The 24,975-nt window shown below is 34.6% G+C and carries 22 protein-coding genes; 7 read left to right on the forward strand and 15 right to left on the reverse strand.

Annotation, left to right across the window (positions count from 1 at the left end):
• Positions 1-33: 33 nt before the first annotated feature.
• The 6 genes from AC0OM3_RS15840 to AC0OM3_RS15865 form a co-directional block, all read right to left on the reverse strand.
• Positions 34-3,228, reverse strand: a complete 3,195-nt coding sequence (locus AC0OM3_RS15840; RefSeq protein WP_474212351.1) for an SNF2 helicase associated domain-containing protein — start codon at positions 3,226-3,228, stop codon at positions 34-36.
• Between the two features lie 117 nt (positions 3,229-3,345).
• The gene (locus tag AC0OM3_RS15845) at positions 3,346-4,278 is read right to left on the reverse strand and encodes a response regulator (RefSeq protein ID WP_000500301.1); all 933 of its coding nucleotides are present in this window, start codon (positions 4,276-4,278) and stop codon (positions 3,346-3,348) included.
• A 2-nt stretch (positions 4,279-4,280) separates the two neighbouring features.
• A complete protein-coding gene (locus tag AC0OM3_RS15850; protein WP_080345681.1) occupies positions 4,281-5,579 on the reverse strand; it encodes a sensor histidine kinase in 1,299 nt (432 codons plus the stop codon).
• A 64-nt stretch (positions 5,580-5,643) separates the two neighbouring features.
• Positions 5,644-7,356: an oxaloacetate-decarboxylating malate dehydrogenase gene (gene malS, locus AC0OM3_RS15855; protein WP_474212354.1), complete on the reverse strand. Its 1,713-nt coding sequence runs from the start codon at positions 7,354-7,356 to the stop codon at positions 5,644-5,646.
• Positions 7,357-7,430: 74 nt separating this feature from the next.
• Positions 7,431-8,870, reverse strand: a complete 1,440-nt coding sequence (gene aspA, locus AC0OM3_RS15860; RefSeq protein WP_000224200.1) for an aspartate ammonia-lyase — start codon at positions 8,868-8,870, stop codon at positions 7,431-7,433.
• 24 nt (positions 8,871-8,894) lie between these two features.
• The gene (locus AC0OM3_RS15865; protein WP_474212357.1) at positions 8,895-10,166 is read right to left on the reverse strand and encodes a cation:dicarboxylate symporter family transporter; all 1,272 of its coding nucleotides are present in this window, start codon (positions 10,164-10,166) and stop codon (positions 8,895-8,897) included.
• A 376-nt stretch (positions 10,167-10,542) separates the two neighbouring features.
• Between AC0OM3_RS15865 and pyrH the strand changes: the two genes are divergently transcribed.
• On the forward strand, positions 10,543-11,286 hold the full coding sequence (pyrH, locus tag AC0OM3_RS15870; protein WP_001258266.1) for a UMP kinase: 744 nt from the start codon (positions 10,543-10,545) through the stop codon (positions 11,284-11,286).
• Positions 11,287-11,338: 52 nt separating this feature from the next.
• On the opposite strand, the gene AC0OM3_RS15875 is transcribed toward pyrH, so the two are convergent.
• The 6 genes from AC0OM3_RS15875 to AC0OM3_RS15900 form a co-directional block, all read right to left on the reverse strand.
• Positions 11,339-12,550, reverse strand: a complete 1,212-nt coding sequence (locus tag AC0OM3_RS15875) for a phospholipase D-like domain-containing protein (protein ID WP_000591910.1) — start codon at positions 12,548-12,550, stop codon at positions 11,339-11,341.
• A gap of 111 nt (positions 12,551-12,661) precedes the next feature.
• Positions 12,662-13,807 (reverse strand): ABC transporter permease, encoded by a 1,146-nt coding sequence (locus AC0OM3_RS15880; protein ID WP_046945425.1) that lies wholly within the window; start codon positions 13,805-13,807, stop codon positions 12,662-12,664.
• Position 13,808: 1 nt separating this feature from the next.
• Positions 13,809-14,918 carry an ABC transporter permease gene (locus AC0OM3_RS15885; RefSeq protein WP_001020158.1) on the reverse strand — a complete coding sequence of 370 codons (1,110 nt, stop codon included), beginning with the start codon at positions 14,916-14,918 and terminating at the stop codon, positions 13,809-13,811.
• Positions 14,919-14,955: 37 nt separating this feature from the next.
• Positions 14,956-15,894 (reverse strand): ABC transporter ATP-binding protein, encoded by a 939-nt coding sequence (locus tag AC0OM3_RS15890; RefSeq protein WP_001093823.1) that lies wholly within the window; start codon positions 15,892-15,894, stop codon positions 14,956-14,958.
• Positions 15,895-16,030: 136 nt separating this feature from the next.
• On the reverse strand, positions 16,031-17,131 hold the full coding sequence (locus AC0OM3_RS15895; protein WP_474212362.1) for a sensor histidine kinase: 1,101 nt from the start codon (positions 17,129-17,131) through the stop codon (positions 16,031-16,033).
• A gap of 4 nt (positions 17,132-17,135) precedes the next feature.
• The gene (locus AC0OM3_RS15900; protein ID WP_000694093.1) at positions 17,136-17,774 is read right to left on the reverse strand and encodes a response regulator transcription factor; all 639 of its coding nucleotides are present in this window, start codon (positions 17,772-17,774) and stop codon (positions 17,136-17,138) included.
• Positions 17,775-18,051: 277 nt separating this feature from the next.
• Here AC0OM3_RS15900 and AC0OM3_RS15905 point away from each other — a divergent pair, with 277 nt between their 5' ends.
• Genes AC0OM3_RS15905 through exsE form a run of 4 tightly spaced genes read left to right on the forward strand, consistent with a single transcriptional unit; the run spans position 18,052 to position 20,996 of the window.
• Complete coding sequence (locus AC0OM3_RS15905; protein ID WP_474212595.1) at positions 18,052-18,540, forward strand: RNA polymerase sigma factor; 489 nt, start codon at positions 18,052-18,054, stop codon at positions 18,538-18,540.
• Positions 18,537-18,980 (forward strand): hypothetical protein, encoded by a 444-nt coding sequence (locus AC0OM3_RS15910; RefSeq protein WP_000972351.1) that lies wholly within the window; start codon positions 18,537-18,539, stop codon positions 18,978-18,980. The genes AC0OM3_RS15905 and AC0OM3_RS15910 overlap by 4 nt, the downstream gene beginning before the upstream one ends.
• The gene (locus AC0OM3_RS15915; protein WP_001039097.1) at positions 18,973-20,043 is read left to right on the forward strand and encodes a hypothetical protein; all 1,071 of its coding nucleotides are present in this window, start codon (positions 18,973-18,975) and stop codon (positions 20,041-20,043) included. The genes AC0OM3_RS15910 and AC0OM3_RS15915 overlap by 8 nt, the downstream gene beginning before the upstream one ends.
• Complete coding sequence (exsE, locus tag AC0OM3_RS15920) at positions 20,040-20,996, forward strand: exosporium protein ExsE (protein ID WP_001261421.1); 957 nt, start codon at positions 20,040-20,042, stop codon at positions 20,994-20,996. Before AC0OM3_RS15915 ends, exsE begins: the two co-directional genes overlap by 4 nt.
• 30 nt (positions 20,997-21,026) lie before the next feature.
• Here the strand turns inward: exsE and AC0OM3_RS15925 are convergent, their stop codons facing one another.
• Positions 21,027-22,274: a DUF445 domain-containing protein gene (locus tag AC0OM3_RS15925; RefSeq protein WP_000058310.1), complete on the reverse strand. Its 1,248-nt coding sequence runs from the start codon at positions 22,272-22,274 to the stop codon at positions 21,027-21,029.
• A gap of 154 nt (positions 22,275-22,428) precedes the next feature.
• Positions 22,429-23,760 carry a D-serine ammonia-lyase gene (locus AC0OM3_RS15930; RefSeq protein ID WP_000658341.1) on the reverse strand — a complete coding sequence of 444 codons (1,332 nt, stop codon included), beginning with the start codon at positions 23,758-23,760 and terminating at the stop codon, positions 22,429-22,431.
• Between the two features lie 150 nt (positions 23,761-23,910).
• On the opposite strand from AC0OM3_RS15930, the gene AC0OM3_RS15935 reads away from it, so the two are divergent.
• Positions 23,911-24,456, forward strand: coding sequence for a helix-turn-helix domain-containing protein (locus AC0OM3_RS15935; protein WP_061883987.1), 546 nt, complete (start codon positions 23,911-23,913; stop codon positions 24,454-24,456).
• Positions 24,457-24,495: 39 nt separating this feature from the next.
• On the opposite strand, the gene AC0OM3_RS15940 is transcribed toward AC0OM3_RS15935, so the two are convergent.
• Positions 24,496-24,672 (reverse strand): hypothetical protein, encoded by a 177-nt coding sequence (locus AC0OM3_RS15940; RefSeq protein WP_003300760.1) that lies wholly within the window; start codon positions 24,670-24,672, stop codon positions 24,496-24,498.
• A 143-nt stretch (positions 24,673-24,815) separates the two neighbouring features.
• Between AC0OM3_RS15940 and AC0OM3_RS15945 the strand changes: the two genes are divergently transcribed.
• Complete coding sequence (locus AC0OM3_RS15945) at positions 24,816-24,959, forward strand: response regulator aspartate phosphatase (protein WP_000114843.1); 144 nt, start codon at positions 24,816-24,818, stop codon at positions 24,957-24,959.
• Positions 24,960-24,975 lie beyond the last annotated feature (16 nt).

A 24,975-nucleotide genomic window follows, 5' to 3' on the forward strand; every position in this document is an offset into this window, starting at 1 on the left:
CCCTCATAAATTTGAAGGCATAGCTTTTTTATATTAAATCATTAAAATATCTCGAATTTCTTCCTCTGTGATTGAGGACAATTTCTCTTCTCCCGGCTCAATCACTTCAGCGATTAAATTTTTCTTACTTTCTTGCAGTTCATGCATTTTCTCCTCAATTGTTCCGTGGGCTACTAGCTTTATAACTTGCACTGTATTTTTTTGTCCCATTCGATACGCTCTATCGGCCGCTTGTTGTTCAACAGCTGGATTCCACCATAAATCGTATAATATTACTGTATCTGCACCAGTTAAATTAAGTCCGGTACCACCAGCTTTTAAAGAAATGAGAAATAGATCGCCTTCTCCTTCGTTAAACCGATCGCATAGCTCTACACGTTCCTGCGCTGGTGTACTCCCGTCTAAATAAAAGTATGGAATTGCTTGGCGATTTAACTCACGACCAATAATGGAAAGCATCTTCGTAAATTGAGAAAAAATTAATATTCTCTTTCCTGTGCTTCTACATTCCTCTAAAATCTCTAACAGTTGTTCAAATTTAGCTGAACTTCCTTTGTAATCATCAACAAATAAAGCAGGATGACAACAAATTTGTCGCAATCTCGTTAAACCAGCTAAAATTCTAATTTTATTTTTACGTAACGTATCTTTGTCTAAATGCTTTAACGTTTCTTCCCTTAACTTCGCTAAATAAGCAGCATAAAGACTCTTTTGATCGGGTAATAACTCCGATGATTGTAAGTGCTCTATTTTCTCTGGCAACTCATTTAATACGTCCCCTTTTAATCGTCTTAATACGAATGGTTTCACTCGCTTCGCTATATCTTCACGCCTTAAATCACCGAACTCTTTTCTTCCTGGTAATAATTCCGGGAAGACGACATGGAAGATAGACCATAGCTCTTCTAATGAATTTTCTACAGGTGTACCCGTTAGCCCAAAACGGTATTCAGCTTGAATTATTTTCACAGCTCTTGCCGTTTGCGTTGTAGGGTTTTTAAACGCCTGCGCTTCATCAAGGAATAGTGTATGAAATGGTCTTGCATACAATCTTATATCTCTTCTCAATAATGGATATGACGTAATTACGACATCAAATTCCGTTATATCTTTCAAAATTTTCCGGCGCTCTGCTTGAATTCCATCTGCAATAACTGCTCTAATATGCGGGGCGAATTTTTTCAATTCACTAAACCAATTATAAACAAGAGATGATGGTGAAACGACTAATATAGGCAGTTTCTTTTCTCGAATCTCAGGCAAAACAGAATCTATAAAAGCAATGCTTTGCAACGTTTTTCCAAGTCCCATATCATCTGCTAAAATACCTCCAAAACGGTAATGAGCAAGTGTTTTCATCCATTCGAACCCATATACTTGATACTTTCTCATTTCTGCATTTAAAGTATTTGGCACAGCAAATTTTAATTTTTTCGGGTTTTGAATGTTTTCTACTAACTCTTGAACAGAATCATCCAAACTTAAAACATTGCCTTCATGAAGTCCATTCATCCATTTTACACTCCGAATAAGTGGAACATTTACCTCTTCTCCATGTAAAAATTCTTTCCGAATACCTGATTCTTTTATAAACTGATTAATTTCATTAAACTCTTTACTCTCTAGGGATAAAAACGAACCGTTCGCCAATCGATAATATTTACGTTTCTCTTCAAGGGCCGCTAATACACCTTTAATTTCTGCTTCTGGTATTCCTTTTATATCAAAACGAAATGACAACCAATCAATTCTTTCTTTTCTTCTCACTGTAATAAGAGGAACTGCATCCCCTTTACTAATTCGCAATTTGATTGCTGTCGTCGCATAAATATCAACTAAACCTTTTAATGTTGGCACGACGTGATATAAAAAGTTATACTCAGCTTCTTCATTATGCATAAAGTAACCGCCTTCTGTTTTTGCAAAAGCACTTTCACTCATAATGTCTAAAATCTCTTTTTCCTTTTTCTCATCACGATTAAAAACAGACGGCTGTCCATCCTCTTCTAGCGGATTAATCATGACGTTCCCATAGTGAAATTCAAGACCTGCTAATAAGCGATTTTTCACGCGGTCTAAATACAATTTCGCTTTTAGCGAAGGGGTTTCAACACGATCCGATATTACTTCATCAATGTGTACAGTTCCGAGCTTCATTAATCCTGGTACAACTTTCGAGACGAAATGTTCCATCTTACTTTCTGGAATATAAAACTGATTACTATTTGAACGACTCATCATCTTTTGTAATTCAATAAGTCGCATACAATCTTCAATATGTAAGTGATATAATTTCCCATCGTAAAGTGCATTGTTATACATATCCATAACTTGTACACGATTTAGACCATCTATATGAAGTGTAAATCCACCATTATTTCCCTTCGTAAATTCAAAGTGTAACGGCAACAATCCTTTTGAAACTTGTAATTCCTGAAACAGTTGTTCATTTTGTTTCAGCTGTACATATTCAACTTTAGAAAGTGAAGAGAGCATATCTTTCCATGAAGCTGGTGGTATAAATATCATACTTTCATCTTGTTTCGCATGTACTTCTAGCGTATCTTCATACATTTTTTCGTTATGATACATTTTAATGAGCTGTTGAATAATCGCATCCGTTTCTTGTTTAAAACTATGTACATCTGGTGTATATGTAAATTCATTTGAACAATGAAAAGACTCTCTTTTCTCCACCTTAGAAAGAAATTCTCTAATATGATTTATGAAATACACTTTGGCAAGTTTCAATTGAATTCCAAGAAGAGCCCCTCCACTTCTCGTAGCTACTGGTGTACATATAAACTCAATATCTAATATTTCACGTGTATCAAAACGGTGTTGTTTACTTTTTGGCCTCAGTGGTTTGTCTGCAAACAGCTGAAACATACCACTTGTCAATTGATCATTTCTGTTACTAGTGGAACTCATTCCACCTGTTTGTTGATTATAGTTTATTTGTATTAATACTGCTGCAACATGTTGACAGTACGTTTGAAAAGACGCTAATGAAGGACAACTACATTTTGCAACAACATCACCCTTTTTAGCTTTTTCTACTGTAACATGGAAATCCTCGTTCCCTTTTACTGTCGCCTCGCAAATTTCTTTATTTTCATCATAATGATTTATTATCACTTTATTTGATTTATAATAGGCTTCACCTCTTTTATATGAGGTCTCTCCGCACACTTCTTTAATAATCGATTTATTCAATGTGAAACTCATCGCTTTGACACTTCCTTAATATAAAACCATTTTCTCTTACTTAACATTTTACATGCTCCACGAGAAAATATAAAATGTTGATTTAACAAAAAAGATGCTTATTTATAAGCATCTTCTTCACTCTATCTCCATCAACCTCTTCGCCTCAAAATACAACACTTGAATAAACTTCTTCGTATTAATTCGCGTATGACCAGAAGATGCGAGTTCATCTTTCGTCATTTCTGTCATACGTTTTCTAACTACGGTGAAATCGAAAAATTTTGGAGCATAGCTTTCAAATTTTGGATTTGAAAAGTCTGTTAATCCTAAAGAAGCCAAATGATTTAACGACTGATAAATAGCTCGACGTACTCTTTGTTCAGACGCTTTTTTCTCTTTATCAATATCCGCATCTAAAGCTAAATCCCCTAGCTTCCTTATCGTAATATGATGAAAAATTTCTTTTAACGCAGGAAAGCCAAACTCAAATGTCTGTGCCTTTTCTTGACCATATAAATATTCCAGCATACTAAGTAAATCTTTACTTCCATTCTCTCCCGCAATACCGAGTTCTGATAGTAAAAAGCGCCCTAAATCTCCTATCTTTTTTCCTTCTTGCACTGGTTCAGTACGCAATTGCGGTTTTTCCCACTGAAACACGTTATTTAATGATTTTTGAATATCATGTATAGAACGCTCCAATCTAATACGCTCCATCACTTTGCGTACAACAGATACAACTTCGATTTTGTTTAATGGTTTTGTAATATAATATTCTACACCAAGTGTATATGCCTCACCTATAAGCTGCTTCGATTCCACTTGAGAAATCATAATGATTTTCCCAGTGAAAGTTGACGCAATGTGACGAACTGTTTCAATTCCGTCCCTCATCGGCATCAACAAATCAATAAATAAAATATCTACTTTTTTAAAATTTAGTTGATCCGCTTCAATAAAAGCTCCGTCATCCGCCTCACCAATTACTTCTCCAAGGTCTCCATCTTCAATAATTTGCGAAAGCATCGAACGGAAAACTTCATCATCGTCTACGATATAATAAAACAAATCTATTCCCCTTCCCGCTTTAAACTATCCTCTGGTAAACAAACGATAAACTTACATCCTCTTTTATTTTCTCGGTCTTCTAATCTCACTTCTCCGCCTAGCTCTGTTACCATTTCATTTATGTAAGAAAGCCCAATACCAGTTGACGGTGTTCCCGTTTGATCATACTTGGAAGTAAATCCTGGCTTAAATACTAATTTCTTATACTTTTGTGCAATACCAGGTCCATCGTCAATTACTTCAAAAAATATATGTTGCTCTCTTTTATATAGCTTAATAATAACGACACCTTTATCTTCAATTGCTTCAACTGCATTCGAAACTAAGTTATTAAAGATTGATAGAACTGTATACACGTGGTATGCAGCATGCTCACCTTCTATATGTTTAGAAAAACGTATATCCTTTTCTAGCATTTCGGCATACTTCTCGTTTATTCTAACAATCATTTCTGCTAACTCATGTCCTTCTACATATTCAGCCACATTTTTATCTAATAACAGTTTAGATAACCCTGCAAATATCCTTTGATTATCCTTTTTTATTTCATGCACTTCCCCTGCTATTTTCAATGCTGTTTTACTACTTGAATCAGCGCTTACTTGTAAATTTCGATATAGTTGATATGCTTCTTGTGTAATTAACTCCGCATTTTGTAACGTCTTTTTCAAATGAACAGATTCTACATATAAATTAGAAAGATGCATTAACATATTTTCATTTTCTTTTCGAACTTGCGATTCTTTTAATTTCGTTTCATATAAATTCATCATATTTAAAAAACCAAGTGCAAAGAAACTACGAAAAATAGCAATAATGATGAGTTTATTTACTTCAGAAATCGTTATTGTTGTACCTAGTACTAACATGTGATAAAACGCAAGTTCTGACATACTTGCAACAATTTCAATTGAAATTCCAAGGCATCCAATAATGATTGGTTTCTGATGGAACTTATTTACCCTGCAAAGCGAAAAAAGACTGCCATAAATAAAATAATAGAAGAACACAGGATAACGCAAATAAAATGATTCTGTCATATGAAATGAACCTTGCATGATCCAGTCAAGGCATACTCGGAATAAGACTACAGATATACCAACAAGAATACCTGCAACTCCTGCTGGTACTCTTCTTAAAAATAATAATAAAAAGAAGAATAGCGGTGTACCGAAGCTAACTCGAAACGTATCATTAAAGGGATGAAAGTTCAGCTCCCCAGCAATCGGAACAACGACCATTAATATAATTAAAAGGGACATATCTTTCTTCCATAATTGATTCCAATTCAAAGGTGACACTTCCTATACTTTTTTTCAGTAGTAAAAGCGAAAGCCCGCTTATTGTTATAAACGGGCTTTTTTTCTATATTCTAACCTTTTCTACCGCTTTTATTTGGCGATACTCTGGCTTCCACATTGCTTCTTTCACTGCCATCTTAATATCGTTATCACTTAAGTTCACTCTTGCAACACCTTCTGCAACTGCAACTTTAGCTACTTCAATTGCAACCATTTCTGAGATATTACGTAATTCTTCGACCTCTGGTAAAATAGGTGCTCCTGGCTGACTTGTATCTACCATACTTGCAACTGCTTCAGCAGCTGTTGCGAACATTCCATCCGTCATGACGCTTGCTCGTACTACAATTGTTCCAAGACCAAGCCCTGGGAAAATAAGTGCATTATTTGATTGTCCAATCACATACGTTACACCGTTATATGTAACTGGTTCAAATGGACTTCCTGTTGCAACTAACGCTCTTCCTTCTGTCCACTCGATTAAATCTGCTGGTTTTGCTTCAGCAAGTGGCGTCGGATTCGACATTGGTAAAATGATTGGTCTTTCTACGTGAGAAGCCATTTCTTTAATAATCTCTTCTTTAAATGCACCTGCAACAGTAGATGTACCAATTAAAATTGTCGGTTTTACATATTTCACAACTTCAGCAAGTCCGATCACATCATTTTGCTTCCACTCACTTACTTCTGCTTCTTTTCTTGCGTACGGAATTTGGAAATCAAGAAGATCTTCCATATTATTTGTAACTAACCCGTTACGATCAATACACCAGAAACGCTTATATGATTCTTCTTCAGATACGCCTACGCGGACCATCGCATCTCTAACTTGATCTGCGATACCGATTCCAGCCGTACCAGCACCAAATACAACAACACGGTGTTCACTTAGCGGTACACCAGAAGCTTTCACTGCCGATAATACTGCCGCAAGTGAAACTGCACCTGTACCTTGAATATCATCATTAAACGTACAAACATCATGACGATATTTATCTAAAATTTTTCGTGCGTTACGAGAGCTAAAGTCTTCCCAATGTAAAAGTGCTTTCGGGAATTGTTTGTTTACCGCTTGTACAAACGTATCAATAAATTCATCGTAAGCTTCACCTGTTATACGAGGGTGACGATTTCCAATATAAAATGGATTGTTTAATAGCTCCTCACGGTTTGTACCTACATCTAAAATTACCGGTAATACACGACTAGGATCGATTCCAACTGCAGCAGTGTAAACAGCTAATTTTCCGATTGCGATGTTAATACCACCAACGCCCCAGTCACCAATTCCTAATATACCTTCTCCATCTGTTACAACGACTAAATCAATGTTCTCAGCTGTTGCACCGATATTCGTAAATGCTTCTTCGATACCTGATGGATCGTTAATTGATAAATAAACACCACGTGGTTTACGATATTCATGACTATATCTTTGAATTGCTACACCGACAGTTGGTGTATATACAATCGGTAACATTTCACGTAAATGATCTGTTAATATACGATAAAATAATACTTCATTTCGATCATGTAACGCAGTTAAGTATACATTCTTTAATAAATCATCCGGCTGAGAACTAAATTGTTCGTATGCTCGGCGTGCCTGTTCTTCTAACGTTAAAACCGCTGGCGGTAATAACCCTTTTAAACCTAATTCTTCTCTCTCTTCTTGCGTGAAAGCTACCCCTTTATTTAAAAGTGGTGTTGATAATACTTCTGCTCCTCTTAATGTTGTTTCTAATGCACCATTAGAAGCTACTGTAAACTTGCTCATAACATCCCTACCTCTATTCATATATAGCATTTCTATATTGTAAACAAAAAAGAGGGGATTGTCCCCCTCTTCTTTTAATTTTTCTTTAAAAGAGTTGCTCCTGCAATCCCTGGGTGTGTCATTTCGAATGGATCTAGAATTAACTCTAAGTCTTCTTGTGACAATACACCATTTTTCACACAAAGTTCTCGAACGGATTGGCCTGTTGCAATTGCTTCTTTCGCAACGCGAGCTGCTGCTTCATAACCGATATGAGGGTTCACGGCTGTAATAATTCCTACACTTTTCTCAACATACTCTTTTAAGCGATCTTCATTCGCTTCAATTCCTTTTAAGCAATTATCTGTAAAGGCACGGAAACCGTTATTCATAATGCTAATCGATTGAAGTAAGTTGAAAACAAGTACTGGTTCCATAACGTTTAATTCTAATTGTCCTGCTTCTGAAGCAAGGCAAATTGTATGGTCATTACCAATTACTTGGAACGCAATTTGGTTAATAACTTCTGGCATAACAGGGTTTACTTTCCCTGGCATAATAGAAGAACCTGGTTGACGAGCTGGTAACATAATTTCAGCTAAACCAACACGTGGACCTGATGCCATTAAGCGAAGGTCGTTCGCAATTTTAGACATATTCATCATACATACTTTCAGTGCTGCTGATACTTCTGTGTATGCATCCGTATTTTGCGTTGCATCTACTAAGTCTTCTGCACCAACAAGTGGCAGTTCACTAATTGCAGCTAAATGTTTTACAACTGCTTCAATATATTCTGGATCTGCATTTAAGCCTGTACCAACTGCAGTTGCCCCCATATTTACTTCATATAAATGTTGACGCGATTGTTGAATTCGTTTCATATCACGCTCAAGTACGCGAGAGTATGCTTTAAACTCTTGTCCAAGACGAATTGGCACCGCATCTTGTAAATGTGTACGCCCCATTTTAATAACATGGTCAAACTGTTCTGCTTTTAATTCAAATACATCATGCATATAACCCATCGTTTGTAATAAGCCTTCTAATGCATTTAACGTTGCGATATGAATCGCCGTTGGGAATGCATCATTTGTTGATTGGGCCATATTTACATGGCTATTTGGACTAATATAATGATAGTCTCCCTTTTCCATTCCTAATAATTCAAGAGCACGATTGGCAATGACTTCATTTGCGTTCATATTCATTGAAGTACCTGCTCCGCCTTGAATTGGATCGACGATGAAATGATCATGCCATTTTCCATCAAGAATTTCTTGAGCAGCTTCTGCGATCACGCCACCCTTGTTCAATTCCAATCTTCCTACATCTGTATTAGCAAGCGCTGCTGCTTTTTTTACAATTGCGAACGCTCTAATTAAACCTTCATGGATTTTGTATCCTGTAATTGGGAAGTTTTCAACTGCACGCATTGTTTGTACGCCGTAGTATGCATAGTTTGGTACTTCTTTCTCACCTAAAAAATCTTTTTCAATTCGAACACCATTTTTAACTTCAGTTAATGTTGCCATGATTATTCACTCCTTAACGATTTCTTATGCTGCTTTTGTTTCTTTGACTGTTTCTACATATTGTTTTGCTTTCTCATTATCGAATTCGCCTTCCCACTTTGACATAACAATGGCCGCTAATGCATTTCCTAATACATTGACAGATGAGCGAATCATATCTAAAATGCGGTCAATTCCCGCAATTAACGCGATACCTTCTAGTGGTAACCCCATTGAACCTAACGTTGCTAATACAACAACGAACGATGCACCTGGAACTCCCGCCATACCTTTGGATGTTAACATGAGAACGAATAATAACGTTATTTGCTCCGTTAGTGACATGTGTACACCGTACATTTGTGCAACAAACAATGCCGCTAACGCTTGATAAATAGCCGATCCAGTCAAGTTAAATGTATAACCTGTCGGAATTACGAAAGAGGCAACTGCCTTTGGACAACCGAACTCTTCCATTTTTCTCATTATATTAGGTAAAACAGCTTCTGAACTTGCTGTCGTAAATGAAAGAATTAGTTCTTCTTTTAAAATTTTCATTAATGTAAAAATGTTTACGCCAACCATTCGTGCATTAATACCTAATACAATCACAACGAATAGTATAACAGTTACGTATACAGCTAGCACTAGTTTTCCTAAAGGAAGTAGTGTTGCTACACCAAATTTTGCAACCGTAACCGCAATTAAGGCGAATACACCAAATGGTGCAAATTTCATGACTTGATTTGTAACCCAAAACATCGCTTCGAGTACACCTTCAAAGAAGTTAAAGACAGGCTTTCCTTTTTCCCCAATTGCCGCAACTCCTAAACCGAATAATACTGAGAAGAATATAATCGGTAATAGGTCACCTTGTGCAATCGATTCAAATACGTTTTTCGGTACAATGTGAACAATTGTCTCAGCAAAACCTTTCTTCTCTGTTGCATCTGCTGTTTGTTTATAAGAAGAAATATCACTTTGCTGTAAATTACTCATATCAACACCAGTACCTGGTTGGAATATATTCGCTGCAAGTAATCCCATTAAAATAGCAATCGTTGTAATAATTTCAAAATAAAGAATTGTCTTACCACCCAGTTTCCCAAGCTTCTTCATATCTCCTACACCAGCTACTGCAACAATTAATGCTGAAATAACAATTGGTACTACAATCATCTTAATTAAGTGAATAAATATATCCCCAATTGGTGTGATATAAGAAATCGCCATTTTATTGCCATAAAAGACTGCCCCTACTACAATCCCTAAAACAAGCGCGACAAAAATTTGTGTTGCCAATCCGAATTTTTTCATTTATGTTCATCCCCTTCATGCGAACGCTTTCAATTTGAATTTATAAAAGCTACTCACACATCTTATAAGCGAACCTACAAAATCATACAAAAACCTACAAGTTCGTCACAAAAAATTCAAATATTTTTCTTCTTTTTTTCATTGACACCATTTTGTTAAAAAACGATAAAATAAACTTGATAAGTAATCAGATTGTTTCGTATAATCAAAAAGATATATACTTAAAACAAATTAAAATGAAAAGGAGTGGATGGTATGAAAAGTTACGTGAAAAAATTCGTCCTATCTTCTTCTTTTCTTTTTCATTTTCTTAAAAAGGAACAAAGGCATTCGCCTTTGTTCCTTTTTTATTGCGATCTATATAGGGGGAATTGTTATGAGGTCATATAAACGTGTCTTAATTAAATTAAGCGGCGGTGCACTTGCCGATCAAACTGGAAATAGCTTTAACTCCAAACGATTAGAACATATCGCAAACGAAATTTTATCCATTGTTGATTTGGATATCGAAGTATCCATCGTCATCGGTGGCGGTAACATTTTTAGGGGGCATCTAGCTGAAGAGTGGGGAATTGATCGCGTAGAAGCTGATAATATCGGTACACTAGGTACAATCATTAACAGCTTAATGCTTCGCGGTGTTTTAACAAGTAAAACAAATAGAGAAGTACGCGTTATGACGTCCATTCCATTCAATGCAGTAGCTGAACCATACATTCGCTTGCGTGCAGTCCACCATTTAGATAACGGCTATATCGTTATCTTTGGAGGCGGAAACGGGCAACCGTTCGTGACGACAGATTATCCAAGCGTACAAAGAGCTATTGAAATGAATAGCGATGCCATATTAGTCGCAAAACAAGGTGTCGATGGCGTCTTTACAAGTGATCCAAAGCATAATAAATCAGCAAAAATGTACAGCAAACTAAACTATAATGATGTTGTTAGACAAAATATACAAGTCATGGATCAAGCAGCATTACTGCTTGCCAGGGACTACAATTTACCAGCACATGTCTTTAACTTTGATGAGCCTGGAGTGATGAAACGAATTTGTTTAGGGGAGCATGTAGGGACGTTGATTAATGATGATGCTTCATTGCTTGTGCATGAAAAGTAATTAGTTCTCATAAAAAAGGGGTGTCTATAAAAGACCCCCTTTTCTTTAAACTTTATAAATAAAAATCCACCAAACCCGCAAATTTCTCCTTACAACGCTCCCAAAAAGATAACTTCTCAAAAAACTCTTTCGTCATTACTTTCGAATCACGAAAATCCTCTGTTAACACTGTATTAACTTGCGCTACAATAGGACCACCATGAATATAAAAATTCATTTCATCATTTATATTAAAGCTACGCGAAGTAAAGTTTGTTGTGCCAATAACGGTTAATTCATTATCAATAAGCATTAATTTGCCATGGAACATTCCTTTTTTATAACCATATACAGTAATCCCATTATTAACAGCTTGACGTATGTATGGATACGCCGCTTCTTTTATAAGAGGTAGATCTGGTTTATATGACCAAAGTATTTTTACTGTAACACCACGCTTTTGTGCTGCGATTAAAGCATTCATTGATTCTTCATTTTTCGCTATAAAATACGGCGTTGCAATTACAATGGAGTGCTGAGCTTGTTTTATAAGATCTAAATATTTTTCAGCGACGTGATGCCCATTATAACTAACCATAGTATGTAATGTATTCCCTTTACTAGCTTTATTCGTACTTCTCTTTATATCTTCTTTCGTATCTCGTTTCCAATCTAAAGCAAATTGTTCCTCTAAATCTTTTGCACCTTCTCCTTTTACCCGTACATGATAATCTCTCCAGTACCCAAAGTGTTTATCTTTCCCTAAGTACTCATCTCCTATATTAAAACCACCTGTATAACCAATCTCTCCATCAATTGTTGTAATTCGGCGATGATTACGATGATGAAGGGAATAAAACCCGAATGGTAATTCCTGTTTTCTACTATATGTAAAATGCACACCATTTTTCTGTAATTCTTTTTTCATCTTTCTTTCAAATGATAAATCGTTAAGTAAATCGACAGATAAATATACGTTTACTCCTTCTCTTGCCTTTTCTTTTAATAAGTTTAAAAAAGTATGACTGCTTTTATCATCCGATAAAATAAAAAAATAAGTGTAAATAGATTGTTTCGCTTCTTTTATATCAGTAAATAACTGTTTATAAAATGACTTTCCTTCTACATATAATTGAAAATCACTATAATGAGGTGCATACTCTGTTGGCATGTTTTTCCCAGTTTCCATTTTCCTACCTAAAGTAACATCAATATGCATACAAATTAAAATAAAAGCGAAAATAGCAATAATAATAGAAGTAACTCGTAATATTTTTTTAATCATTTTGATTTCCTTCCGCTCATTTTTCTTTCCACCCTTCTATTTTGGCATTCAAATTCAGATTTCATGCTTCATACAAAAAAGGATGTGACTTAACGTCACACCCTTTTCATATTAAACAAAGTTTCTCGCATCATTATTTCTTCCAAACTTATAAATAGCAATTAAGAAGAATGCTACCGCAAAGGCGAATAAGATTAAAATGTTTACATACAACTCTGAAAATGGGATTCCTTGCTGTAGTTTTGCTATCGTGTCTAGCAACCAACGCTGCGGAAGGAAATCAGCTACTTTTTGTACCGCTTTTGGCATAATGTCATATGGAAAATAACATCCGGCAAGTAAACAAGTTGGTACAATGACCAGATTTTGCATCGTATTTGCCGATGCTGAGTTTTTCGAAAAAGCAACAAGAACTAATGATATTCCAATCGCTATTAAAGCAAATAGCATGAGTACGCCAATCATCACTATGAAAGGCATATTGATATTCGTATGAAAAACATTCGTTAGGAATAGGGTTGTAATTAGAATTTGTACTGTTAGCATCATCATATTTACTCCGACATTAGATAATATAAATCTCTTCCCATCTATCGGTGTTGATAAGAGTCTAAAGTACGTTCTATTTTCTTTTTCTTTTAAAATAGAACCTGATAAGTTCGCTGCTGAAAACAGCATAAACATAATAAGGTAACCCATCGTTTGGTTTGTCATATCTTTATTTTTCGAAGTATCTTCTAGCGTTTCAGTTTTCATCTTAAATGCACTTTTTTGATACCCTGCGTACATAGTATCAAATGTACTTTGATCTGTTCCTGCTACTTTACTAATAGCTGCTACATTATCAATATAGTTATATAAATATGATTTTATAAATACTGTTACTTGATCACCTTTAATCGATGCAATCTCGATATGATTAGGTTTCCCTTCTCGAACACTTTTTGAAAAACCAGAATGTAATGTAATAACTCCATCAAGTTTTTTGGAAGTGAGTTTATCTTCTACTTCCGACTCCTTAACCTTACTCACTTTCACATGATTTAATCCTTCTAAGAACTTTATCGTATCATTTACTATCAGCTCATTTTCCTTATTTACAATCCCGATATTTAACGTGCCTTGCCCCGCATTTCCGTATATCGAAAAAGAGATGAGTGTTCCGATTATCGGCAAACTAATAATAATGAATAACCCTTTTTTATTTTTCAAAAGGACAGATAGCGTTTTTTGTATGAGCCATAAAATATCTTTCATACTATAGCCCCTCCCGTCTACGTAATGCAATAATTGCAATTAATAAAAAGAGTGCTGAAATCCCAAGATTTAAACATATTACTGGCAGTGTCGCTCCTACATCGTTTGCATAAATAATTTTCATGACAGCTGTGTTTGCCCACGTTAATGGTGATAAGTTCGTAACTAAATTTTCTTCTACTACGAAGTATGCACCACCAAAAATAGAAGCTAACTGTATAACAACAAGAATAATTGCTCTCGATGATTCAGCTGTTTTCGTAATATACCCGATCCCTAAACCGAAGCTAATTGCTAGAAAGACTTGTGTTAATAAAATAATAAATATGATTCCAAGGTGGTCGCCCCAATTCGCTTGAAATACAAATTTACTAAATAACATGACAAGTAATACGCAAAGGGCGTTCGCTACTAGGCTACCAAGTACTTTTCCAATAAATATTTCAGCTTTACTTATAGGTGCAGCAATGAGACGATCTCCTGTTTTACGTATGCGTTCTCCTCGGATTAAAGAACTCGCTCCCATTGCAGCATATAATGCAATCATCGTTGTCATTACAATCGCATAGTAATCCATGGAACCTGGTTTTTTCGTAGCTTGTAAGGATGTTTCTTTTATATAATCATTATGATTTCCGTTTGAAATAACTGTGCTCACCTTAGTAGGATCTACTTTTGCAACTTCGGCCGCTACATTGTACTTATCAACAAATGTTGTAAGCATTCCTTCCACAATACTCCCCTCAATACTACTTTTGTCACTTCCGTACAATTTTGCACCATCTTTATTTAACTCTACATAAGCGGCATATTTATTTTGCTTCACTTCTTCTTTCCCATCTATACTGCCGGAAGCTTTTTTAAAATGAATACCTGATTTATCCACTTCTTTCGTAAATGCTTCAAATGATTGAGAAAACGTGCTACTCGCTTCATCTTTATATAGCACTTGTATATCTTTAATCGAATGACTATCACTATTAAATGCGTTGGTTAACGCTGTTCCTAACACAAGCATAAGCACAATCGGAAATGCTAACATAAAAACTAAAGTTCTTACGTCTCTGAAATCTCTTTTAATATGCATAATTGCAATATTGAAGATGTTCAATTGATGAACCTCCCTTTACCTTTTCTTCATTTACTTTTTATTTATCTCGTAAGTTTCTTCCTGTCAATGTAAGGAATACTGTTTCTAAGTTGGGAGCCTGCTCCTCTAATGAACGAATTTCAATATCATGATTGATACAGTGTTGAATGATTTTATTTAAATTATTTAATCCCGCATCAGAATTCACTTTAATTACGTTTTCTTCAATTTGAACTGCTTTCACACCGTTTATCTCTTTTAATTTTTCTACATCTAAATTCTCTACCGATTTCACTTCAATCCAAATATCTTTCGTGTCAGTAATAATCGATTTTAGTTGTTCTTTCGTACCTTCTGCAATCACTTTACCGTGATCTACAATCGCTATTTTCGTACAAATCTCTTCTACCTCTTCCATGTAGTGACTCGTATAAATAATCGTGCTTCCCATTTCATTTAACTTCCGGACAGACTGAAGAATATAGTTTCTTGACTGTGGATCAATTCCAACTGTCGGTTCATCCATAATAATTAACTTCGGTCTATGTGCAATTGCACAAGCAATATTCAGTCTTCGCTTCATCCCACCAGAAAAGTTCTTCGGATAGCTTTTCTGTTTATCACTAAGTCCTACAAATTGAAGAGCTTCCTCTACCCTAGCTTTTAATTCGGCTCCTCGTAATCCATACAATCCAGCAAAGAATTTCACATTTTCATAGGCAGTTAACTCTTCATAAATCGCAATATCTTGCGGAACGATTCCGATATTCATTTTTGCAAATCGATTATGTTTCTTTATATTTTTTCCTAGTATGCTAATTTCGCCTTCATTACTTCTTAACAAACCAGCAATCATATTTATCGTTGTACTCTTACCAGCACCATTTGATCCTAAAAAGCCAAATATTTCTCCTTCTTTAATAGATAAAGACATATTATCAACTGCGATAAAATCACCAAATTTTTTCGTTAAATTTTTAATTTCTAATGTATTCATCATTTCACCCCTATTTCGGTTTCTCTGCTATTAGTATAAACAAAAAGAATGAACCTGCTCAGTGCAGAAGTTCATTCTTTTCACATGAGATTATTCACTTTTTTCATATGAGATGGTTCATCTTCGTCCCATTCTCTTATATCGGCAACAACATCGTCACTAAAAAACCACTTGTTCCATCTACAATAATTTTTCCGTTTACAGACGCTGTTCGCTCCTCCATCCCCATAATACCGAGACCTTTCTTAACAAGGGCTGCGCCTTTTCCGTTATCCTTCACTTGCACCTTAACCATCTTGTTAAGTACATGAATATCTATAGAAATAACTGTCGCATCAGCATATTTCATCGCATTTGTTAATGCCTCTGTAACATTTTCACCAATAATTTTCCACTGAATGGGAGAAATCATATCTAAGTTTCCCTTATATACGAAAGGAATGTTTACATCATGCTTACTAGCAAACTCCTCTATGAATAATTTCATACGGTGAATGCCAATTTGCTCAGTTGGTGGCTTCATATTTTTTAATGTAATGCGAATACTTTCAATTCCATCTTTTGAAATGTGAATTGCATTTTGTAATAACTCCGCAGATTTTTCTTTATCTATTTCCATTAACCTTTTTGCTGCTTCCATTTGAATAAGTGCACCCGTCATCGAGTGACCAATTTTATCATGAATTTCTTGCGATAACCGATTTCTCTCTTCTAACTTAAATGTGTATTCAGATTGTCTTATGTACTCTTTATTTTCATGTAAGCTTTTCGTAAGTCGTTGCATATCTTTTCGCATCTTATCATTTTGCGATTCAAGCTTTACTACACGCGATATATATCGATCTGCAATAGTTAAAACGAGAAAAGAAAATGCAACAATTAATCCATAAGTCATTCGAATACTTTCATCTGTAATTGTAATTGGGAGCATCATAATAACAAAGTGTGACCAATTCTTGTCTATGTAATGGAATGTAATTTCGTATAAATTCAAAGGTAAAAACAAAATAAAAAACGGATGAACCCTCCATGTTAATAACATAACTACACTAATTGAAATACAAATCAATATTTTTTTGTACGTATCTTTTTTTAATATAGAGATTAGCACGTTTACAGAAAGATATAAAAGCAAAGCAAATATAACCCATGGTAAGTTCGTAACATTTGAATGTATGTAACTGAACACAATATATATAAAGACAATTAATTTACTTACAGTTAACCAAAATTCCATATCATTAATCTACTTTCCCTGTTAAGTAATAAATCGCAATTTGTGTGCGATGTTCAAGTCCAGTTTTCCCTAAAACTGACGTAATATAATTTGCAATTGTTCCCTCAGATATAAAAAGCTGTTTCGAAATTTCTTTATTTGAGAAACCTTTTGCAATTAATGCGATAATACTAAGCTCCCTTTCTGTGAAAAGGCTCTTATCAATTTTACATTCTTCCTCTTTACTTTCCATTAAATTAGACTTAATTTTATCGAGGACAACATCTTGCATAACAGTTTGACCGTTATATACTCCTTTTATCGCATCACGAATACGCTCCGGATCGTTATTTTTTAATAAATAACCTTTCGCTCCGTTTTTTACTGCATCCAAAATATACTCATCATCATCAAACGTCGTTAAAATAAGCGGTTTTGTTTTCGTCTCTTCACAAATGAACTTCGTCGCCTCTACACCGTTCATATTTGGCATACGAACATCTAAAAGAGCAATATCAACTTCATGCTTTTTACAATACGCTACAGCTTCTTCCCCATCATTTACAGTATCTACTACTTCAAACTCTTCGTATGTATTTAAAATAATTTTCATGCCCTCTCTAATAAAAGAGTTATCATCTGCTATTAATATTTTAATTTTCATGTTTGTTAGTATGAATCTTTCCCTACTAACATTCACATCCTTTCTCCGTATAACATTTCCTACTTGCTCATTATATACTTCTCTTTACCATTTTTTCACACCTTTTTTCATCTAGCTCTCCCGCAAAAAATATATTATTCTTTTTTTACAAAATGTGTAGGGTGACTTATCATTCTTTACGTCTATATAATAGAATGCGTCAAAAAGGAGGGAGAGACCGATTGAGGAAAAACAATTAATTGAAAAAGCACAGCAAGGAAGCGAGCATGCTTTTCGTATCCTTGTACAAACATATCGTCATTATATTTTTCAAGTTATCTTTTCTATTTTAAGACATGAAGAAGATGCGAAAGATGTTACACAAGAAGTATTCGTAAAAATTCACACCTCTCTCCCAAATTATCAATTTCGTGGATTAAAAACGTGGATGGCACGTATTGCCACCAATCACGCTATTGATTATAAGAGAAAGAAAGCTAGAGAAAGTGAAGAACTCTCCTTATGTAAAGAAGCTGAGGAAAATATACAGTCCTCTCATAATATTGAGGCTTTATTATTGACGAAAGAGCAAAAATTACTCATTGCTCAAAAACTGCGAGAACTTCCCGAAAATTACCGTGACGTCATTCTCGCACATTACTTAGAAGAAAAGAGCTATCAAGAAATTGCTTTACAGGAAAACATCGAAGTAAAAACAGTCGAAATGAAACTGTATCGAGCACGAAAATGGATTAAAAAACATTGGAAGGAGGAAGAGTTTCTATGATGCATTATTCAAAAGAAGATTGGCGCAATTATACATTAGATTTTATAGAAAGCAATGAACGTGAATCTATGGAAGAACATCTTTATGAATGTGATCATTGTTTAGCACTTTATATGGAAAGTATTGATGAACAACATGAAAACCTTCCAATGATAAATGATGATTCATTTACGAACGAAGTTATGACGCAAATTAATTTTGAAACACTACAGTCTAATGAAAATATAAAAACAACCTCACTAAAGCGCACGATCATTCACTACATAATTGCGACTGCGGCTACAATTATTTTTATGGTAAGTGGTTTATTTCAGTATATTTTTACAGCGACATCAAATTTAGAGAAATCTTCAAAACATAACGAGTCTTCTATCTCACAACAAATTGTAAACAAATCGGTAGACACATCGAAAAAGGACGGAGGTTCAAAGCATGAATAAAAATCCCTTTTTAGCACTTGTATTAGGGCTAATTCCTGGGCTTGGACATTTATATTTAAAGAAATTTGGACGGTTTATTTTATATAGCGGAGGGGCTGTATTTCTATTTATCTTTGCAGCATTTTGTACAATAGCATTAGGAGCCCGTGATATTGCTTTTCTTTCTCTATTTTTACTAGTCGTGTTATGGGCAATCAATTTATTAGATTTAGTTATCACTATTATTAATCAATCGAAAAAACAAGCTGCCGGAGAATTCATAGAATCCTCTAAAGAGAGCGAACGATTTTATATCATTCTCTTATCCATCATCCCTGGACTTGGCCATTTTCAATTAGGACTTATGCAACGCGGACTTACATTTTTAGTAGCTTGCACAGGAATCGGAAGTATGATCATTTTCGTTGCACTTTTAACATCGCAAGAAAGTTTTCTTATCTTCCTTATTACATTACCTGTTTTATGGATTTACAATTTCTTTGACGTTGTTCAGCAACTCCAGAAAAAAGAACGTGGCGAGCAATTAGATGATCGTACTATTTTCGAAGATTTTGAAGAACATCGAGAGCAGGGAAAGAAAAGTAAAACATTTGCTTCTATTTTAGCTATGTTCCCTGGTGCAGGTCATATGTATTTAGGCTTACAACGCCGTGGTCTTCAGCTTATGGCAGCCTTTTTACTATCTATTTATTTACTCGACTTATTAAGACTTTCTGCGTTTTTATTTTTAGTGCCAATCATTTGGTTCTATAGCTTTTTTGATGCTTTACAGCAAACAGCAAAATACGGAAAAGAACGAGTACAAGACGAACCCATTATCGATTATTTTATAAATCATCAAAGATGGATTGGTATCGGATTAATTACACTCGGTGTTTATTATTTATTAGATCAAACAGTCCTTCCTATTTTGAATGATTATTTTGTAACTATATTTAATATTCATCTTAGTGAACTATATTATCGCTATTTCCAAACATCTATCGTTGCGCTCCTTTTAATTGGCGGCGGCTTTAAATTGTTACTTGGAAATAAAGAAAACAAAGGTGGGACAAGCGAATGAGGACTTGGCGTGTTGGAACATTCTCAATGGGGCTTTCTATTATATCGTTAGGATGCTTTTTACTATTTTCAGTCGTAAAAGGAATTCAAGTATTAGATACACTAACTGCATGGTGGCCAGTTTTACTCATCATACTTGGAGCCGAAGTTTTACTATACCTTCTATTTTCTAAGAAGGAACAATCATTTATTAAATATGATATTTTTAGTATTTTCTTTATCGGCGTTTTAGGAAGCGTCGGAATTGCTTTTTACTGTTTATTATCAACTGGATTACTAGAAGAAGTTCGTCACTCTATTAACACAACGAGGCAAACGAGTAATATTCCAGACGGACAATTTGATATACCTGAATCTATCAAAAAAATCGTAGTAGATGCAGGACATCAGCCTCTAACGATAGAGGGAAATAATACAAATCAAATTCATCTTTTGGGAACTTATGAAATGACAACGAAAGCAAATGAAAAACTCAATTTAAAACAAGATGATTTCCTTTCAGTTCAAACGGCTGGAGAAACGATGTATATCACTTTAAAATCATTACCTGTTCAGCATACGTTATTTAATTCAGCACCACAGGTGAAACCAACGCTTGTTCTTCCGCAAAATAAAAATGTGGAAATCCGTGCTTCAAATAACGAACTATCTCTTTATCCAGGTCAATTACAAAATAATTGGTTTGTACAGGAAAGCTCAAGAGTGTCTGTCCATCTTGCAAAAGAAAGTGATGTATCTTTAACAGCAATAACGAATCAAAAAGAAATACACGGAAACACACCTTGGGAGCAAGTAGAAGATTTAACGAAAAAAGAAAATAATTCTTCAGAAGAACATCCAGAATTAAACGAGCAAGAACATTGGTATAAAAATTCGATTAAAACTGGAAATGGGACGTACAAGTTAAATATTGAGAAAACTTATAATTTGAATATGAGCGTTATCGAAAAATAAAAAACCTTCCACAATTTCGGAAGGTTTTTCTCATATAATCGCTTTAATTCCTTCTAACACTAATCCAATCATAAATCCGCAAACAGCCCCGTTTACTCGGATCCACTGTAAATCTTTACCGACGTTATTTTCAATCATTTCGATTAACGTTTTATCATCTAACTTATCAAGGTTTTCTTGTACAAGCTTACCAATTTTCGAATGGTTCTTCTCAACAAGACTCACAACTTGTTTTTGTAACCAATCTTCTATTTTTTGAACTATCTGTTCATCTTCTTTTATTTTATTCATTTGTTTTTGTAAAAATGGAATAACATATTTATCAGCAAATTCTTCATTATTTACAAAAGCAACTGCTCTTTGTTGTACTTGCTCTAGCATCTCTTTTATTTTGTCAGTAGCATCCCAATTCGCAATCCACTTTTCTTTCCAATTTTCTAATTCCTTTAATAAGGCTTCATTTTCTTTTACATTGATAATTTCTTGACGAATCTTCGCTAATATAAGTTGTCTTGTGGTATTATCAGCCTCTTGTAAGCTGTTAATATTACTAATGATAAACTTCTGCAAAATGCCGCCAATTTTATCTTCATCTACAATATTCATAAATGATTTCAAAGTAAACTGCAAGAATCCATCTACTTTTATATTTTCCATCGCCTTCATACCTAAGCTACCGAGCTGGTAACGAGCTTCATCTTGCGCGGTCCAATCTTTTACCTTCACTAATATGTAATCAAGTGTCTTTTCATCATATTCTTGCACAACTAATTGATCAACAAGCACTTGTAAAATGTTACTTGTATTAATTGTATGTAAATATGTTTTTAATTCTTTTTCAATAATAACAGCTAACTTTTCTGTATCTATTGTTACAATTGCTTTCTCTGCAATCGTTACAATCCCCTTTTTCACAGCATCAGACTGCATTTCTCTCTCAGCAATTTGCAGTACCATCTGTGCTAATTGCATCTCTTTTACTTTATTCGTAATACTTTCTTTCGTCAGCCATTCATTTTCTAACGTATGAATGAGCCCTTTCGTTACCCGTTTACGATTTTTAGGTAACAAAGCTGTATGCGGGATTGGTATTCCCATCGGATGACGGAATAAAGCAGTAACCGCAAACCAATCTGCAAGTCCACCAACCAATCCAGCTTCAAATCCCCCTTGTATAATCTCTCCTGCTACCGTTCCTTGAAAAGGGATAGAAGCCGCAAAGCCGACACCCATAACCCCAAGCGAAATACCCGCTATATATTTAGTCTGTAATGACATCGTATACACATCCTCTTATTATGTAAAATAAAGCTTTTTTGTTGTATTTATTCAATATTAGTTATCCTTTATATATACTATAAAGAACTATTGTGAAAATAACAAAGATTTTTATGTACATGAAAAAATGAGGCTACAATTAGCCTCATTTTTCTTATACCGTTAACTCCAAACCTTTCCTATAATATTCATTCATTACATCTTTTGGAACCATACTTCCACCCGTTCCCCACACAATATGAGTACCTTTTTTCACCTTCTCTGTTAACTGTTGCTTTTGTAAATACTCATCTTCTTTACATACTTTCACTGGCCCTATCATACCTGCTAGTGCAGAAGGCTCTAAACCAATATTCTCCGTATCAGCTAGTTCTTTTAACAATCTATATAACTCTTCATCACTTACTGTGTAATTCCCACTCAAAAATGGTTCCATCGTTTTACCGACAAATCCAGATGGCCTTCCTACCGCAAGTCCATCCGCATCTGTTACATTATCAATTCCGATATCTTGAACGGCAATTTTGTCATGAAGGCCTGTCATTAAGCCGAGTAACATACATGGTGAGTGTGTTGGCTCTGCAAAGAAACAATGAACGTTGTCTTTATACAATAACTTTAAACCGAATGCTACGCCGCCCGGTCCTCCTCCTACTCCGCACGGAAGGTAAACAAATAAAGGGTGATCTTCATCTACTACAACCTCTAACTCTTCTAATTGCTTTTGTAATCGTGATGCGGCTACTGCGTATCCTAAAAATAGATCATGTGAGTTTTCATCGTCTACAAAATAACAGCTAGGATCCGCATCCGCCTGTCGTCTTCCTTCTTCTACTGCTTTGCTATAATCATCTTCATATTCAATAACGTTTACACCTTTACTTCTTAATAAACTTTTCTTCCATTCTTTTGCGTCTGCTGACATATGAACGGTTACATTAAAACCTAGATTCGCACTCATAATTCCTATGCTAAGTCCTAAATTTCCTGTAGAACCTACCGCAATTGAATACTTCGAGAAAAACTCTCTACATGTATCACTATCTAAAATGGAATAATCATCTTCTTCTGTTAACATTCCGTGCTGCAATGCTAGTTGCTCAGCATGTTTCAACACTTCATAAATGCCGCCTCTAGCTTTAATTGATCCTGATATCGGGAGATGACTATCACATTTTAATAATAATTCTCCTAAAATAGGTTGCTTGTAATTTGTCTCTAAAGCTTTTTTCATAGAAGGTATTTTCACTAAAGGTGATTCGATTATGCCGTTCGTCCCTTTCGTTTCAGGAAAAACTTTCGCAATATATGGCGCAAAACGCTTTAATCTCTCTTCCGCATCTTTTACATTCTCTTCATTCAATGGTGTACCTTTTATTGCTGTTTCATACTTTTCTATGTTTGGATTTATCCAAAATACTTCTTCTGTTGCGATTAATTTCTTTAATAGTGGATATTCCTCTTTTAATTTCTCTATTTCCTTCATTTCTCTTCCTCCTCATCACCTTGTAGCTTACGATTTAATAAATTATAATTAAATTAATTTTAATATAGTTTAACACAAATCATTCAATTAAGTTAATTTTAATTTAATTTTTTTAAATATAATTTAATAATTATTAAGGAGATTTTCATTATGGAAAATATAGATATCGGTAAAAAAATTGAAAAACAAAGAAAAGAAAAAGGTTTAACTAGTAAAGAACTAGCAAAGATGGCTGATATTACACCATCTATGTTAAGTCAAATTGAGCGCGGGTCCGCTAACCCTTCTATTCAAACATTAAAAGTGCTTGCTAAAGCTCTTGATGTGCCAACATTTAGCTTTTTACTTGAAGATACAAATACAGACGATTTAATTGTACGTTCCCATAAACGAAAGAAAATGATTATCGATAATTTATCATATGAAATGCTTTCACCTGATTTCACTGGAAATTTAGCAACAGCAATTATGACTATCCCGCCTAATACAGCTTCATCAGAAAATGTGCTAGAACACAAAGGAGAAGAATTGGCATTTGTCTTAGATGGGAAAATCACATTATATTTAAATGAGGAAGAATACGTATTAGAAACTGGCGACAGTGTAAAGATACCTGCTTATTTAAAACATAAATGGGTGAATCATTTTAAAAAAAATGCCATTGTTTTGTTTTCTGTTACTCCGCCGATTTTTTAATGTATCAATAAAAACAGGATGATTCTTATAAAATGCGGATTATCCTGTTTTTATTAAATAAGAAAGTGAAATTTTTGTTAAAAACTTAACAGTTGGACCCAATCTGAACAAGCCTCCTAAAAACATATTTACAAGTGAAACTATCCCTCCCATTGACGCTAACGTATCATGAATCAGATTCATCCCACCACTACCAGAGGCACTTGTAATATTCACATAAAAATAAGAAATACGTAAAAATTAATTGATTTTTCGGAATTTTGTTGAAAAATATGGTAAAATTACTCTTATACTTCTTCTATTTTGCTATTATAGAAATAATTAAATTAGGATACTTTTATCGGATGGGGGAATATATAATGAGTGTGTTATTAAAAGGGCATGAACAGATTGTCAACGAATTAAACATTTTATATCAAGTAATGGTAGCGGAGCAATTAATTGAAGCGAAACAATTAAAAGAAAAAATAGAGAAACAGATTAATAAAATTGAAGCTGATTAAAATCTATCGCTTTACT

Source organism: Bacillus sp. FAU20 (genome assembly GCF_056033865.1).

Excerpts from the sequence above, each read along its gene's own strand:
- AC0OM3_RS15840 (WP_474212351.1), bottom strand. The coding sequence starts at position 3,228 with ATGAGTTTCACATTGAATAAATCGATTATTAAAGAAGTGTGCGGAGAG.
- malS (WP_474212354.1), bottom strand. The coding sequence starts at position 7,356 with ATGAGCAAGTTTACAGTAGCTTCTAATGGTGCATTAGAAACAACATTA.
- aspA (WP_000224200.1), bottom strand. The coding sequence starts at position 8,870 with ATGGCAACATTAACTGAAGTTAAAAATGGTGTTCGAATTGAAAAAGAT.
- AC0OM3_RS15865 (WP_474212357.1), bottom strand. The coding sequence starts at position 10,166 with ATGAAAAAATTCGGATTGGCAACACAAATTTTTGTCGCGCTTGTTTTA.
- pyrH (WP_001258266.1), top strand. The coding sequence starts at position 10,543 with ATGAGGTCATATAAACGTGTCTTAATTAAATTAAGCGGCGGTGCACTT.
- AC0OM3_RS15875 (WP_000591910.1), bottom strand. The coding sequence starts at position 12,550 with ATGATTAAAAAAATATTACGAGTTACTTCTATTATTATTGCTATTTTC.
- AC0OM3_RS15880 (WP_046945425.1), bottom strand. The coding sequence starts at position 13,807 with ATGAAAGATATTTTATGGCTCATACAAAAAACGCTATCTGTCCTTTTG.
- AC0OM3_RS15890 (WP_001093823.1), bottom strand. The coding sequence starts at position 15,894 with ATGAATACATTAGAAATTAAAAATTTAACGAAAAAATTTGGTGATTTT.
- AC0OM3_RS15895 (WP_474212362.1), bottom strand. The coding sequence starts at position 17,131 with ATGGAATTTTGGTTAACTGTAAGTAAATTAATTGTCTTTATATATATT.
- AC0OM3_RS15900 (WP_000694093.1), bottom strand. The coding sequence starts at position 17,774 with ATGAAAATTAAAATATTAATAGCAGATGATAACTCTTTTATTAGAGAG.
- AC0OM3_RS15910 (WP_000972351.1), top strand. The coding sequence starts at position 18,537 with ATGATGCATTATTCAAAAGAAGATTGGCGCAATTATACATTAGATTTT.
- AC0OM3_RS15915 (WP_001039097.1), top strand. The coding sequence starts at position 18,973 with ATGAATAAAAATCCCTTTTTAGCACTTGTATTAGGGCTAATTCCTGGG.
- exsE (WP_001261421.1), top strand. The coding sequence starts at position 20,040 with ATGAGGACTTGGCGTGTTGGAACATTCTCAATGGGGCTTTCTATTATA.
- AC0OM3_RS15925 (WP_000058310.1), bottom strand. The coding sequence starts at position 22,274 with ATGTCATTACAGACTAAATATATAGCGGGTATTTCGCTTGGGGTTATG.
- AC0OM3_RS15930 (WP_000658341.1), bottom strand. The coding sequence starts at position 23,760 with ATGAAGGAAATAGAGAAATTAAAAGAGGAATATCCACTATTAAAGAAA.
- AC0OM3_RS15935 (WP_061883987.1), top strand. The coding sequence starts at position 23,911 with ATGGAAAATATAGATATCGGTAAAAAAATTGAAAAACAAAGAAAAGAA.
- AC0OM3_RS15945 (WP_000114843.1), top strand. The coding sequence starts at position 24,816 with ATGAGTGTGTTATTAAAAGGGCATGAACAGATTGTCAACGAATTAAAC.